The organism is Methanobrevibacter sp., assembly GCF_045646045.1.
Taxonomy (GTDB): domain Archaea; phylum Methanobacteriota; class Methanobacteria; order Methanobacteriales; family Methanobacteriaceae; genus Methanocatella.
Genome location: NZ_JAZRJY010000005.1, coordinates 14,227 through 31,378 on the forward strand (window position 1 = coordinate 14,227; position 17,152 = coordinate 31,378).

Annotated in this window: 1 protein-coding gene (cut by a window edge); it reads left to right on the forward strand. The window is 30.5% G+C overall.

From position 1 onward, the window contains the following. A protein-coding gene (locus ACKI5C_RS00205) for a non-ribosomal peptide synthase/polyketide synthase (protein WP_407430840.1) crosses the window boundary here: on the forward strand, positions 1–17,152 show its beginning. Its footprint extends 40,361 nt past the window's final position; 17,152 of the gene's 57,513 nt are visible here — the first part of the coding sequence; it begins with the start codon at positions 1–3; its stop codon lies off the right edge, out of view.

Consider the following 17,152-nt stretch of genomic DNA (forward strand, 5'->3'; position numbering starts at 1 on the left):
ATGAATGGTCATGAAATTAAATTTTCATTCGATATTGAACTTGTTGATAAACCGCAAATAGATAATTTATTTGAAAAAATTGGAAATTGTCTAAATGTACAATTTGATGAGAATTATATTGCATTTCTGAAAAATAATAATGAAATCTATAGATTTAGGGATGTTTCAGGTCAAACATCATTAAGCATAGAAAAAATAATAAATTCCTTTTTCGATTTTACTTTTGAGGATATTATTAATGTGCCTTTGTATAAATTTATGGTTTTAAAAAATAATGATAAAATAACAATATTAGCTATTATCCATTCATCAATATTTGACTACACATCAATTAATGAGTTTCATGGCTTATTTTATAACTCAATTGACCCATCTTTTAAAAATAACCTTTTATCTTATCATAAATATGTTCAAGAATATTTAAATTCACAGGATTTTGATAAAGACTCTGTTTTTTGGAAAAAATATCTGTTGGATATGGGAGATTATGTTAAATTCTTCAATATCCAATCAGGAGATTATAAAACTATAAAAATTCCTATTGCTCCTAATATGTTTTCAAATTTTTTAAAGGAATATGAAATTTCAAAATTTGAGTTCATAACTTCAATATTTTCCCTATATCTATCCAGAATCGATAGTACGCAGGGATGTCTTTTAAAAACAAGCATATCATCTGATGACGATAAGTTGGATAGAAACACTATACTAAAAATAGGATGTGGGGATGAGCAATCATTTATCGATTATATGGATAATGTTAAAAGTGTTTTTGATACTGTAGATGAACATACTAAAGTGGATATTGAAAATTATATTGATGAGGATTTATCCTATTATTCAGTTCATGATTTTACAAATTTGGAGAATGTAAAAGTTATTACAGGCATAAATTCTGCTTTAACCCTAAATGTATACAATAATTATTTGGAATTAGTTTATAATGATGATTTGTTCTCTGATAAATACATGGAGAATATGGTGGCTAATATTAATCATTTGATAAATAATGTTTTGGATTTACCTAATGAACAATGCAAAGAAATCGATATTATATCTGATAAGGAAAAAGAGTTAATTTTCAAATTTTTAAAAGGCCCAACTGTTGAAGTTGATAAGAATAAGACATTGTCTATGGCATTTCGTGAAAATGCTATTGAACATCCTGATAGAATTGCTATTGATGATGGAATTTGTCAAAAAACATATAGTGATTTGGAACAGTCAAGTAACTCAATTGCCAATGATTTAAGTAATGACTATGGTATTGGTTTGGGTGATGTTATAGCCGTAATACTTCCAAGGGATTACCATTTTCCAGAAATAGTATTGGCATTGAATAAGATTGGGGCTGCATTTGTACCTATAGATTCAGAATATCCATTAAAGCGTATGCAGCATATGCTTAATATCAGCAAATCCAAATATATCATCACTACTAAGAAATATGAAATTTCAAAGGATTTAAACACTGATTTAATCTATATTGAAGATTTAAATGATACTAGTAATGTTGATTTTGAATGCTTAGGTAACGGAAAAGATTTATTTGCAATAATGTTTACATCAGGAACAACTGGACTTCCTAAAGGAGTAATGATGTCCAATAAGCAAATTGCCGGTGTTGGAAGAGCTGTAAAAAGCATGTATGGCTCATCACCGGGAGATTTTTCAGGATGTTATGCCAGTTTCAGTTTTGCAGCATCATTCAGGATGTTCTTTTCATTGTATTTCGCTGAATCATGTAGGATATTCAATGAAAAGGAACGAAATGACAGTTTGCTTTTAATTCAAACACTTAAAAATCAACCTTTAAACGATTCAATATTGCCTCCTGCTGTTGGGCTTCCAATCATAGAAAACGACGAAATAAATCTAAACTATATGACAGTTGCGGGATCAAAAACCAATAACCTGCCTAAAAAGGACACCAATACTAAATTGCTCAACCTTTATGGAACAACAGAAATACTGATGGTTGTATCAGGTATTTTGCATGTGGATAGGGATGTTATACCTATTGGTAAACCAATGGACAACACTTGGGTATACATTTTGGATAAAAATTACAAACCAACTCCATTTGGGGTTCCAGGTAAAATATATGTTTCCGGAGATTATATGAGTCCGGGATATTATGGTAATCCTGAACTGACAGATAAGGCATATTTAGACAATCCGTACTGTGACTGTGAAGACAATAGGAGATTGTATTCTACTGGAGACATTGCTTACTATAATTTTGATGGTGAAATAGAAATCATTGGACGTGAAGACAATCAATTGTCTGTAAGGAGTTTCCGTATTGAATCTGAGGAAATTTTAAACATTATGAATAACTTCTCAGAGATTTCAGAAGTCTATTTGGATGTTGATTATGATAATTTAATTGCATATTACACAACCACTGATGAAATTGATATTGAAGATGTTAAAGAAGCTTTGAGAAACGAATTGCCAAAATATATGATTCCTTCACTTTTTGTTGAATTGGATGAAATACCTTTAAACATGAATGGTAAAATAGATAAATTTGCTATTAAAGAGATTTTTAAAGAAAAATCTGAAATGATTATTGGTGATGAAGTTCTTAAAACTGTGGTTGATGCATTTAAGAATATTTTAAATAGGGATCATGTTTTAATTGATGATAATTTTGTAGAATTGGGTGGGAACTCATTATCTGCAATGAATCTACAACTGATATTAAAAGAAAATTTGGATGTAAATCTTTATTCCAGTGAAATAATTGAGCTTTCAACTCCTGTAAATATTGCCAATCATATTAAATACAATTTGAATGTTCATTCAAAAGTTTGTGTTGATTATACTTTCAATGAATCATCTCCTTTATTGGAATCTCAATTGAATGTTTATCTTGATGAAAGTGTTAATGAAATGAACAGCGGATATAACAATCCATTTAAAATCAACTTTAAAAAATCGTTTTCTGTTGAGGAAATTGAAAATGCATTGTTTAAATTGTTTGATGTATATCCTATTTTAAAATCAAGGGTTATAATTGAAGAGAATTCACCTAAGTGTATTTTTGATGCCGAACCTGAAATCAAAAAGGGAATGCCAAATGATGTTAAATCTTTTGTCAAAACTTTTGAATTGGATAAATATTTGTCTAGATTTTTAATTGTAGAAGATGGGAATTCAACTAGCTTATGTTTAGATATTCATCATATGATTTTCGACGGTACATCAGTCAACATCCTATTGACCACATTATTGTCTATTTTGAATAATGAGGCTATGGATTTTGTTGATGATGGTATTTTAAGACAGATTTCATTTGAAGAAAACATATATCCGGAATACATTGACAGCGCTAAACAGTTCATGGATAGAATGTTGGCAGATAAAGACGAAACTTATGAGATATTGCCATCTATCGATGGGGATGGTAACGAATTTGAGTATTTAAATACCTTTAGCATCGATAAAAATTACTTATCTTCATTTTTACAAGATCACAACATCACTCATAATCAATTTTTCGCCAGCGTATTTGCATACACATTATCAAGATTCACAGGTTCAAATAAAGTTCTATTTAATCTTTTGGAAGATGGTAGGGGTCATATTGATTTATCCAAGTCTGTAGGAATGTTTGTTCGAACATTGCCCGTCCTTATTGGCTGTGAAAATCAAAGTGTCAATTCCTTTTTAGATTATTCAAGTCATTTAGTTAATTCGGTGATGAAGTATGATTTGTATCCTTTCCGTATTTTGGCTAATGAATATGATTTAAATTCAGATATTCTATTCCAATATTCACACAATCTATTCTATAATGCATCAAATAAAGATGAATTTGGTTATGAAATTGAAGACCTAAAAGAGGATGTGCAGGGAGATTTGTCATTCTTTATTTTTGATGTCGGTGAAGATGAATTGAGGATTAGGATTTTATATTCTGATAAATTTTCAAAATCATTCATTGAACAATTCAGTGAATCATATAAGTTAATTTTAAAAGAAATGATGCAAGTCAATGAATTATCACAAATTAATTATACCAGTTACTCAGATTTAAAATCTTTGGATAATTTCAATGCTACAGAACATGACTTGGATTACAAAGATGTTTTGGATGCATTCAACGATAATTTGGCAAATTTCCCTGATAATAATCTAGTGTCTTATAATGAGGTTTCTTATTCATATGGTGAAGGTGCATTTATTGCAAATAAGATTGCTAAAAAGTTAATTGATTTAGGTGTTGAAAAGCAAGATTGTGTTGCCTTTTTAGTTGAACGTAGCGAATTGTACATGTTTTCCACTTTAGCTATTTTATCCATTGGTGCTGTTTTTGTACCGTTGGATGATACTCACCCTGACAGTCGCATCAAATTCATGGCTGAAGATACCGGTGCAAAAGTTGTTATTGGGAGTGATGAAACTTACAAAAGGGCTGAAAGTTTATTTGATGATTCTATTGTTTTAAATATCTCAGAAATTCTTAAAGAAGATATGGGATATTTAAATCATTTGGATGTTGTTTATGGTGATGTAGCAAGTGTCTTATATACCAGTGGTAGTACTGGAGTTCCAAAAGGTGTAAAAATCACCAGAAAAGCTATTCTGAATGTTGCTGCATATTATGCTGATACATACGGATTAACCGGCAGTGATGTTTATGCGCTTTATCCTTCCATTGGTTTTGATGCAGGTTGTGAGTCTATATTCAAAACCATTTATGCAGGTGCATGTTTATCAATAGTTCCTGAAGATATGAAGTTGAATATGATTGGCTTAAATGATTATTTCATTGACCAAAATGTTACCCATACAATTATTACCACTCAGGTTGGTAAACTGTTTATGGAAACTGTTGACAATACTTCATTGAAGTATTTGTTTGTTGGTGGTGAAAAATTAGGAAAATTTGAAAGTCCTAATAATTATATTCTGGTTGATGAGTATGGACCTACAGAAACCAATAACTTTATTTCATCCATTAATAACTCAGATAAATCAGATTATTCTTCTATTGGTTATTTAAATTATAATTCTAAAGTTTATATTTTGGATTCACAACAAAGAAGGGTACCGATAGGTGCTGTCGGTGAATTGTACCTTGCAGGATATCAAGTATCTGAAGGTTATGTGAATCGTGATGAGGAGACTTTCAAGTCATTCATCGACAATCCTTTTGATGCTGGTGAGAATTATTCTAAATTATACCGTACTGGTGATATGGCACGTATGTTGCCTGATGGTACTTTGGGTATTGTCGGTCGTCGTGACGGTCAGGTTAAAATCAGAGGAAACCGTGTCGAGCTTTCAGAAATTGAATCTGTAATCCGGGAAATGGATTATATTGATGATGTTACAGTTCAAACTATTGAAAATGGGACCAACAATGAGTTGGTTGCTTATATTGTTTTATCTAAAGACTGGGATAGGGATGATCTTAAAGAAAATGTTTGTGATTATGTAAATAAATTTAAACCTGAATATATGATTCCTTCATTTGTCGTTAAACTGGATGAAATTCCTTTGAATGTTAATGGAAAAGTAAATAAACGGGCTTTGCCGGAAGTTGATTTGGACACTTTGCATGTTGATTATGTTGCACCTGTAACTGAAAGTGAAAGATATATTGTGGAAGCTTTCGAACTTGCATTTAATCAAAAAGACATTAGTTTATTCGATGACTTTGTCCGTTTGGGTGGAGATTCTATTAGGGCTATTCGTGTTATTTCATCACTTCAAAAAAATGACATTACTTGCAGTGCAAGAGATATATTAAATTATAAAACTCCATACTTAATTGCACAAAATATTAAAAGCACTGAAAAAATTTCACATAAAAATGTTGAAGGTGTTGTGGATTTACTTCCTATTCAGAAGTATTTCTTTGATCAAATAAAAGATAATGATTATACGCAGGAATATATTTTAAAATCAAGTAAAAATTTAAATTGCGGTATTTTACAAAATGCTCTAAATGAATTAACAAATATTCATGACATGCTGAGGGCATCATATAAAATTGAAGATGGAAAAGCAATACAGGAAATTTTACCTCTAGATACATGTGTTTGTAAAGTCAATGAATATAATGTATTAAGCATTTCAAATAAAATTTTTAATGATATTGTTTTAGAATCTAAAAAATCACTGAACATTAATGATAAGTTAATTGATATTAATCTTGTCCATTGCGAAAGTGAATGTTATATCATTTTTGTTATTCACCATTTAATTGTTGATGGAGTTAGCTGGAATATTCTGCTTGATGATTTGTCATATATCTATTCTCAATTGGAAAATAAAAAAGAAATTGATTTATCTATACCTTATTCCTATAAATCATGGGTCAGTGATATTAATGAAATCGTAAATGATATTTCTCAAGAAGAAAAAGAGCATTGGATTGAAATTAACAGTTTATTGGACGATTTGGATATTGAAGGAAAAAGCAATTATTATTCTTTTGATATAGATGCATCCTTTAATACTGATAACTTGTTAATGCTTTCTGAAGAGGAATATTGGGCATTATCTGTTGCACGTGCTTATAAAAAGACTTACGGTAATAATATCATTTATAATAGGGAATCTTATGGTAGGGATGAGAGCTTGGCAGATCTTTCAAGAACTGTCGGCTGGTTTACCAGCAAATATCCAGTAGCAGTTGATGTTGGAATTAATGATGATGGCATATCATTGATGGCAGATGTTTATAATGTTAAAACTGCACTCAAAGATGTTAATCATTTAGGTTTGAATTATTCCTCTTTAATCTTCACAACCAATGAATTCGAATATAAGAACTGTCCGGTTACATTCAATTTCTTAAGTACAGAGTTTGAATTTAAAAATGAATTATTCACATCAGTTAACCAAAATCTTTTCATTAAAGATGAAAATAATGGGGAATCTGTCTGTCATGGAATTTCCATAAATATTTCACGTATGGATAATTCATATGTTGTAAACGGAAATTATGCAGAAGATACATTTATTGGCGAGAAATTTGATGAATTTATTGAAAATATCAAATCAGAACTAAAATTAATCGATAATTATTCAATTGAAAATAATTTTATTGGCTGCTGCTTATCTGAATCTCAATTGGGAGTTTATTTGGATGAAAAAGTTCACAACAAGGGTTCTGCCTACATTGTTAAGGATATTGTTAAATGTGGTGTTGATAAATCAGTTGAAGAAATTGAAAATGCAATTCATCTGTTAATTAATAAGCATCCTATTTTAAAAGGACGCATTGTTGATAATGGGGATTTGCCTCTTTTAATCTGTGATTCTTGTCCTTCAATCGATGTTGTTGATGAAATCGATTATTCCAAAATGCTTTATCCTTTTGATTTGGATAAATCATTATCACGTTTTTACATTGTTGATAACAATGATGCTAAATCAGTATTCTATTGCATGCACCATACAATAAGTGATGCAAGCAGCCGTAAAATAATTAACAATGAGTTAACTGAATTATTAGATGGAATATATGATGATACTATTGATTTAGGATTTATTTATGCTAGTAATGATTCATTTGAATCTAGATTTAAAGTGGAGTATGGAACTAGTGAAAAATTCTTTAATCAAGAATTTGCTGACATGGAAGATGTTCATTATCTCATGGAGGATATTGATGGGTGTGCAGGAAGTGTCAGTCTCCCGATTCTTGATGTGCGAAATGATGTTGAGAAATTTGTCAATGAAATGGGAATTACAGTTAGTAATTTCTTGAATTCAGTTTTTGCATATGCATATTCCCGTTTCATAGGTAGCAATAAGGTTTATTATAATTTTACAGAACATGGACGTCATGAAGACTATAGTCAAAATGCCTTGGGAATGTTCATTCGCACTATTCCAATTATTGTTGATTGTGAAAATAAATCTGTCAGGGATTATTTAAGCAATGTTTCTGATTTAATCTTAGAATCAATGAGCAATAGTGATTATCCATTTAGGTTACTTGCAAATGAATTTGGCTTAAATAATGATGTTATCTTTGAATATAATTATGATTTAAATGACATGGGTAAAATTAAAGATGAAATTGTCTTTGGTGATTCTGCTGATTCAGTTTCAGAATTTTCATGTGTTGTAAATGATTTTGATGATAATTTCATTGTAAATGTAAACTACTCGGACAAGTATAGTCAAAATAGTGCTGAGCGTTTTGTTAATGTATTTAAAGAAATATTAACTCAGTTTTTAGATAAGAATAACTTGTCTGATATAAATTATATTTCAGATACTGATTCGGATATTTTAGACGGTTATAATCAAACTGAACATTCTTTAATGTATGATGATGTTTTGGATGCATTTAATGATAATTTAAGAAAATGTCCTTCTAATAAACTGGTAACATATAATGATATTTCTTACACCTATGAAGAAGGAGCATTCATCGCAGATAAGATTGCTGAACAACTAATTGATTCGGGCATAAAGCCGCAAGATCGTGTTGGCTTTTTGGTAGAACGTTCAGAGTTGTATATGTTTTGTGTTTTGGGTATCATGTCCATGGGTGCCGTTTATGTTCCTTTAGATGATAATTTGCCTGATGAGCGAATAAAATTCATATTAAGTGACACGGAATCCAAGGTTGTTATAGTCAGTGATGAGACTTATGGCCGTTTATCTAATTGGGGTGATGATTGCATTGTTTTTAATGTATCGAACCTTATTGATGATGATGTTGGCACTTTATCTGGTTTGCCTGTGGTTTATGGTGACTTAGCTTGTATTTTGTATACTAGTGGTACTACTGGTGTTCCTAAAGGTGTTAAAATCACACGTAAATCTATGGTGAATGTTTCTCAATTTTATATTGAGAAATATGGCTTGGGAAGCAATGATGTTTATGCATTGTTTTCAGCTATTGGTTTTGATGTATCCAATTTCATAATTGGTGCTGTTCTATATAGTGGAGCTTGCCTTAGTGTAATTCCGGAAAATATTAGGCTCAACATGGCTGAAATGAATAGCTATTTCCTCAAACAGGGTGTTACACACGCATTTATAACTACTCAGGTAGGTAAGCTATTCATGCAAAGCGTTGAGGATACGTCATTGGATGTTTTACTTGTCGCAGGTGAAAAATTAGGTAAAGTTGAAAGTCCAGAGAATTATGAGTTGGTTGACGGATTTGGGCCAACAGAAGCATTTGCCTTCATGTCTTCCATACACAATTCACAAAAAATCCATGAATCTTCAGTAGGATTTTTAAATTATAATACAAAAGCTTATGTTTTAGATGATGAAAGAAGAAAGGTTCCTATTGGGGCTGTTGGTGAGTTATGTCTTGCAGGTTATCAAATTGCTGATGGTTACTTGAACCGTGAAGAAGAAACAAAAAATGCATTTATCAGCAATCCATTTGATGATAATGAGTATGGTGTATTGTATCGTACTGGTGATATGGTACGCATGCTGCCGGATGGTTCTTTAGGTCTTGTGGGTCGTCGTGACGGTCAGGTTAAAATCAGAGGAAACCGTGTTGAATTATCAGAAATTGAATGTGTTATTCGTGAAATAGAATATGTGGAAGATGTAACAGTTCAAACCATAACCCATAATGATAATAATGAAATAGTTTCTTATGTGGTTGTAAACAAAGAATTTGGAGCTGATGAACTTAAATATTCAATTTGTAATTATGTAACTAAACGTAAACCTGATTATATGGTTCCATCATTTGTAATAGGTTTAGACAATATTCCTTTAAATGTTAATGGTAAAGTAGATAAACGTGCATTACCTGAAGTTGATTTAGATAGTTTAAATGTCGAATATGTTGCTCCAACAAATGAAATAGAAAAAATTATAGTTGAAGCGTTTGAAAAAGTCTTCCGTAATGATAAAATTGGAATTTATGATGATTTCATCCGTCTTGGTGGTGATTCTTTAGCTGCAATAAAATTGCTGTCCTATCTTGAAGATTATAATATTGCCGCAGCGGATATTTTAGGCCTGCATACTCCTTATGCAATTGCAAATAATATTAAAGATGAATCATTTGATTTTGATATCTACTCTGTGGAATCCGGTTGTCCGTTGAATGAATCTCAATTAAATGTGTATTTGGATATCGTAACCAACAATAAAATTGACTCTTATCTGCTCTCTGTTCTCATGGAAATTTCCGGAGAATATGATATTGATTCCATAACCAATGCTTTGGATGAAATAATTAAGGTCCATCCTATTTTAGGAATGTGTGTTAGTGATGATTATGAAGTGCCTTATTTAATCAAAGGATCTAAACCGGCAATTATTGTCAAATCTGATGCTGATGATGAATTCATATTGGACTTTTTAACTAAACCTTTTGATTTGAATGATAGTTTATCAAGATTTTTAATTGTTAAAAATAATGATGTGTATAATCTATTTGCTGTTTTCCATCATATTATATTCGATGCATTATCAGAAAATGTCTTTAAACAGGATTTATTAGATATTATTAGTGGAAAATCTCTTGATATTGATGATTCATTCTTAAAGGTATCTGCGTTTGCCAAAGAAATTCAGGAAACTGATGAATATGTTGATGCGGGTAAGTTCTATGAATCAATGCTTGCTGATAGTGATGAAGCAGGTATTTTATTGGATAGTGTAGATTCTGATAAACATGGAATTGAACATATCAACTTGAATTTTGATTTAAAATCATTTAAATCATTTTTAGATAAATATCAAGTTAATGAAAATATATTGTTCACAAGTGTATTTGCTTATACATTATCCAGATATGCTGGAAGCGATAAAGCATTATTCAACATAATAGAGAACGGACGTAGCAGATTTAATAATCTGGACTCCATAGGTATGTATGTAAATACGTTGCCTATGTTGGTTAATTGTGAAAACCAGGATGTCTCATCATTCATGGAGTATATGTCAACTTTAGTGTATGATGTGATGAGATATGATTATTATCCGTTTAGATTACTGGCCAATAAATATGATATTGATTCTAATATTTTATTCCAGTATCTGCCTGATTGGATTGAATTGGATAATAAGTTATATGACAATAGATCCATATATGATGAGATAATCGGCATAAGGGATGATTTAATTTCAGATTTCAGTGTGGATGTCATCCAAAATGGTGAAGAATACACATTGAGTATTACATATTCAGATAAATATTCTAAAAACATGGTTCAACATTTCATGGAATCATATAATTTAATTTTACAGGAAATGATTGATGTTAATAAGTTGTCTGACATCAATTATGTCTCAGATTATGATTTAGAATTTTTAGATACTATTAATAAAACTGAATATCCTTTAGATTATTGCGATATTCTGGATGCATTTAATGATAATCTGTCAAAATATCCAAATAATAATCTCGTATCTTGCGATAATAGATTTTATAGCTATTCTCAAGGCGCATTTATTGCCGATGAGATAGCTATTCGTTTAAAAAATGCAGGTGTTAAATCTCAGGATAATGTTGCATTTTTAACTGAAAGGTCTGAATTATACTTGTTAAGTGTTTTAGGTATTTTGTCTGCTGGAGCGGTTTATGTTCCTCTTGATGATACACTTCCTGATAAACGTATCAAATTCATATTGAATGATGCCGATGCCAAAGTGATTATTGTTGATAATAACAATTTTGAGCGTGCAGAATATTTATCAAATAATCATTGTATAATAAACATTTCAGATATTGTAAATGAGGAAATTGGAACTTTAGCTAGTTTACCTGTTGTATATGGGGATTTAGCAGCTATTTTATACACCAGTGGTACTACTGGCATTCCGAAAGGTGTTAAAATTACTAGAAAGGCTATTGTTAATTCTGCTCATTTTTATATTAAGACATATGAATTGACTAGTGAGGATGTTTTCGGATTATATTCATCTATTGGTTTTGATGCTGCGTATAAAGCTATTTTTACTGCAATTTATGCTGGAGCTTGTTTGGATGTCATTCCAAATGATGTTAAATTGAATATGAATGATTTAAATAGCCATTTCCTCAAACATAGTATAAATCATGTTGATATCACCACACAGGTTGCCAAGTTATTAATTAGTCAAATTGAGGATATTTCATTAGATGTTTTATTTACGGGTGGTGAAAAATTAGGTGAATTTAATGAAGATGTTTCCTGCCGATTTGTTGATGGATATGGGCCTACAGAGGCTTATGTTGAAGTTGCCACTATTGATGTTGAAAATAGGATTGATTCTTCATCCATAGGTTATTTAATCAACAACACAAAAGCATATATTTTGGATGATGAATTTAGGCGTGTTCCTGTTGGTGCTGTAGGTGAATTATTCTTATCGGGATATCAAATAGCTGATGGTTACTTAAACCTTAAAGAAGAAACTGCTGATTCATTTATTGAAAATCCGTTTGAAAATGATGATGATTATAATGTATTGTATCGTACCGGAGATATGGTCAGGATATTGCCTGATAAATCATTGGCGATTGTAGGACGTAAAGACAATCAGGTTAAAATCAGAGGTAATCGTGTAGAATTATCTGAAGTGGAATCAGTAATACTGGAAATTAATTATATTGATGATGTCACTGTTCAAACAATTGAAAATAATGGTAATTATGAATTAATCGCTTATGTTGTAACAGTAAGTAAAATTGATAATCTTAAAGAATCTGTCTGTGAATATGTAGCTAAAAATAAACCGGAATATATGATTCCTTCATTTATTGTCGAATTAGATGAGATTCCACTGACTGTTAATGGTAAAGTGGATAAAAGATCATTACCTGGTGTTGATTTAAAAACTTTACGTGCAGAATATGTTGCTCCTGAAACTGAAAATGAAAAGATTATTGTTGATGCATTCAATAAAGTCTTTAATGAAACAACTATTGGATTAAATGATGATTTTATCAGTTTGGGTGGAGATTCTATCACTGCTATTCGTGTAATCTCCTTGCTTGAAAAAAATGATATTTCATGCAATGCAAGAGACATATTGAGTTACAAAACTCCATATTTAATTGCACAAAATGTGGAAAGGATACATAAAACTTCATTTGAAGCTATAGAAGGGGAAGTTGATTTACTCCCTATTCAAAGTTATTTCTTTGATCAAATCAATGAAAATGATTATTCTCAAGATTTTATATTAAAATCAAAAGTTAATTTGGATTTAAACATTTTACAAAAAGCATTCGATGAATTAACTAATGTTCATGATATGCTGAGAGCAACATTTAAAAAAGGCGATAATGTCTATCAGGAGATTTTACCATTAAATGCTCGGATTTGTGAAGTTAATGAATTAACCACAGATGATTTAAACACATCTCTTAAGGATGTTATTGTTGAATCAAAGAAATCTCTTGATATTGATGGTAATTTAATTAAAATTAGTCTTATTCATTATAATGATGAATGTTATGTTGTCTTTGTGATACATCATTTAATTATTGATGGTGTTAGCTGGAGTATTTTAATCGATGATTTATCCTATATTTACAACCTGTTGGAGCAAGAAAAAGAAATTGATTTATTGAAACCGTATCCTTATAAATATTGGGTTGGAGATGTTGAAAAATTAGCTGAAGATATTTCTGATGATGAAAAGCAGCATTGGTATAAAATGGATTCGTTATTGGATGATTCTTCTATTGAAGGAAAGTCCAATTTATTCAATATCAATATCAAATCATGTTTCAATGCAGACAATTTATTAATGTTAAGTGAAGAGGAATATTTGGCTTTAAGTATTTCTCGTGCTTATAAGAGGACTTATGGAATGGACATTATATTTAATCGCGAAACTTATGGTCGTGATGAAAGTTTAGCAGATGTGAACCGAACAGTTGGTTGGTTTACAACTCAATATCCTGTTTATGTTGGTATTAGTGCTGCTGCTGATGATATTTCTTTAATGAATGATGTTTATTCTATTAAAACAGCATTTAAAGAGGTTAAACATTTAGGTTTGAACTATGGGTCTTTAATTTATAAGTTACATGAAATGGAATACAAAAACTGTCCTGTCACTTTCAATTTTTTAAGTACTGAATCCGCATATGAAAATGAATTGTTCCAATCAGTTAAAAAAGAATTATTATTAAATGATAAAAATAACTCTGAAGAATTAGATTCAGTTACTTATGGTATTTCTTTCAATATTTCTCGTGTTGATGATTCATATATGATTTCTGGAGATTATGCTGGAGATACATATATTGGAGATGAATTTGAAGAATTTATTGAAAATATTATGCATGAATTGAAATTCATTGGTGAATATGAATCTGGAGATATGGTTTGTGTATTGTCCGAATCCCAAATGGGTGTTTATTTAGATGAAAAGGTTAATGATAAGGGTACAGCTTATTCAACAACAGGAATTATCAAATGTGGCTTTAATACATCTGTAACTGAAATTAAAAATGTCATTGATTATTTAATTGATAAACATCCAATTTTAAAAGGTCGTATTGTTGATGGAGAGGTTCCTCTTTTAGTCTGCGATAGCTATCCTTCCATTGAAGTTGTAGATGATACTGATTATTCCGAATTGATTAGACCATTTGATTTGAATGGATCTCTCGCACGTTTTTACATTATTGAAGATAATGGTGAAAAATCCATATTTTACGATATTCATCATGTAATCAATGATGCAACAAGTACCAATTTAATTAATAATGAATTGATTGGGGCATTGGAAGGCAGGTTTGATGATGGTGTGGATTTAGGATTTGTTTATGATAGCAATGACTTATTTAACTCCAAATTTGAAAATATTTATGATGAAGCACATGAATTCTTTGAAAATAATCTTTCAGGAATGGATGAAGTCAATAGTCTGTTAAGTGATTTAAACGGTTCTAAAAATATTATTCAACTTCCAATTCGTGGAGTTCGCCAAAATGTTGAAAAATTTTGCCGTGAAAACGGAATTACTGTGGGTAATTTACTTAATGCAATTTTTGCTTATTCCTATTCTCGTTTTGTTGGGGATAATAAAGTTTATTTCACCTATACAGAACATGGTCGTCATGAAAACTACAATCAAAATGCATTGGGAATGTATATTCGCACTATTCCGATAATTATTGGCTGTGAAAACAGAACTGTTAAAGAGTTTATAACTGATGTATCTGATTTAATCATGGATTCAATGAAATATAGTGTATATCCATACAGATTGCTTGCAAGAGAGTTTAATTTAAACAAGAATATATTATTTGAATATAATTTTGATTTAAATGATGTCTCAGATATAGATGATGAGTTAATCATTGAAGATATTGAAAGGGACTTGGTTTCAGAGTTTTCATGCATAGTTAACGATTTGGATGATGGATATCTAATTAGAATTGGGTCTTGTGAAAAATACTCAAATGAGACTATTATACGATTTTTAAATGTATTTAGGGAAGTTCTAATTCAAATGTTGGATAAAAATGAATTAAAAGACATTGTTTATATTTCAAAATCTGATATGGAACTTTTAGGTACTGTTAATCAGACGGAACATTCTTTGAAATATAGTGATATTCTAGATTCATTTAATTGTAATTTAAGTAGATATCCTAACAATAATCTTGTATCCTATAATGGAAGAGTTTACAGTTATAGTCAGGGAGCATTTATTGCAGATAAGATTGCTAAAAAGTTAATTAATTTGGGTGTTGGTCATCAAGAGTCTGTTGCTTTCTTAGTTGAGCGTTCTGAATTGTATATGTTTAGTATTTTGGGTATTTTATCTCTCGGAGCAGTTTATGTTCCACTTGATGATGAATATCCGGATAATCGTATCGAGTTAATGTTGAATGATACTGGTTCTAAAGTTGTTATTGTTAGTGACAACACTTATAATCGTGTTAATAATTTAATTGATGATAATATAATTCTTTTAAATATTTCAGATATTGTTAATGGTGATGTGGGTAATTTATCCCGTTTGCCGGTTGTTTATGATGATTTAGCTTGTATTTTATACACAAGTGGTAGTACTGGTGTTCCTAAAGGGGTTAAAATTACTAGAAAGGCTATTCTTAACTTTACAGAATTTTATGTTAATGAGTCAGGCATAAGTAAGGATGATGTTTACGGTTTATTTGCTTCTATTGGTTTTGATGTTGCTATAAAAGGTATTTTCTCATCAATTTATTCCGGTGCTTGCTTGAATATCATTCCAGAGGATATCAAATTAGATATGAATAAACTAAATAATCATTTCAAACGTTATGGAATCACTCATACTCACATTACAACACAAGTTGCAAAATTGTTTATTAATGATGCTGATGATATTTCATTAACTGAATTGGTTACTGGTGGTGAAAAGTTAGGGGAAATAGATAATCTGGAGGGTTATCGGTTTGTAGATACTTATGGACCAACAGAGGCATGTGTATATGTTACAAGCATACCTGAAGGGGATAAAATAGATTCTTCATCTGTAGGATACTTGTTAAATAATGTTAAGGCTTATATTTTGGATAATGAACAAAGACTCGTGCCTTATGGTGCTGTAGGTGAATTATATCTGGCAGGTTATCAAATAGCTGACGGATACTTGAATCGTGAAGAAGAAAGTGCAAAATCATTCATTAACAATCCATTTGATGATAATGAAGATTATAATGTTTTATATCGTACTGGAGATATGGCACGTCTACTTGCTGATGGTTCTATAGCCATTATCGGACGTCGGGATGGACAAGTTAAAATCAGAGGTAATCGTGTAGAATTGTCTGAAGTTGAATCAATAATTAGAGAAATAAACTATATTGAGGATGTTACAGTTCAAACAATTGAAAATAATGGTAATAATGAATTAATAGCTTATGTTGTAACATTAAAGAAAATGTGTGACCTTGGAGAGTCCATTAGTAAATATGTAGCTAAAAATAAACCTGCGTATATGGTCCCTTCATTCATTGTTGAATTAGATAAGATTCCATTGACTGTTAATGGTAAAGTGGATAGAAATGCTTTGCCTGAAGTTGATTTAGATAGTTTGCGTGCAGAGTATGTTGCTCCAACAACAGAAAATGAAAAAATAATTGTTGAAGCATTCGAAAAAGTATTTGACCAGGAAAATATTGGTATATATGATGATTTCATTCGTTTAGGTGGTGATTCATTAACTGCAATTAAGTTATTATCCAATCTTGAGGATTATG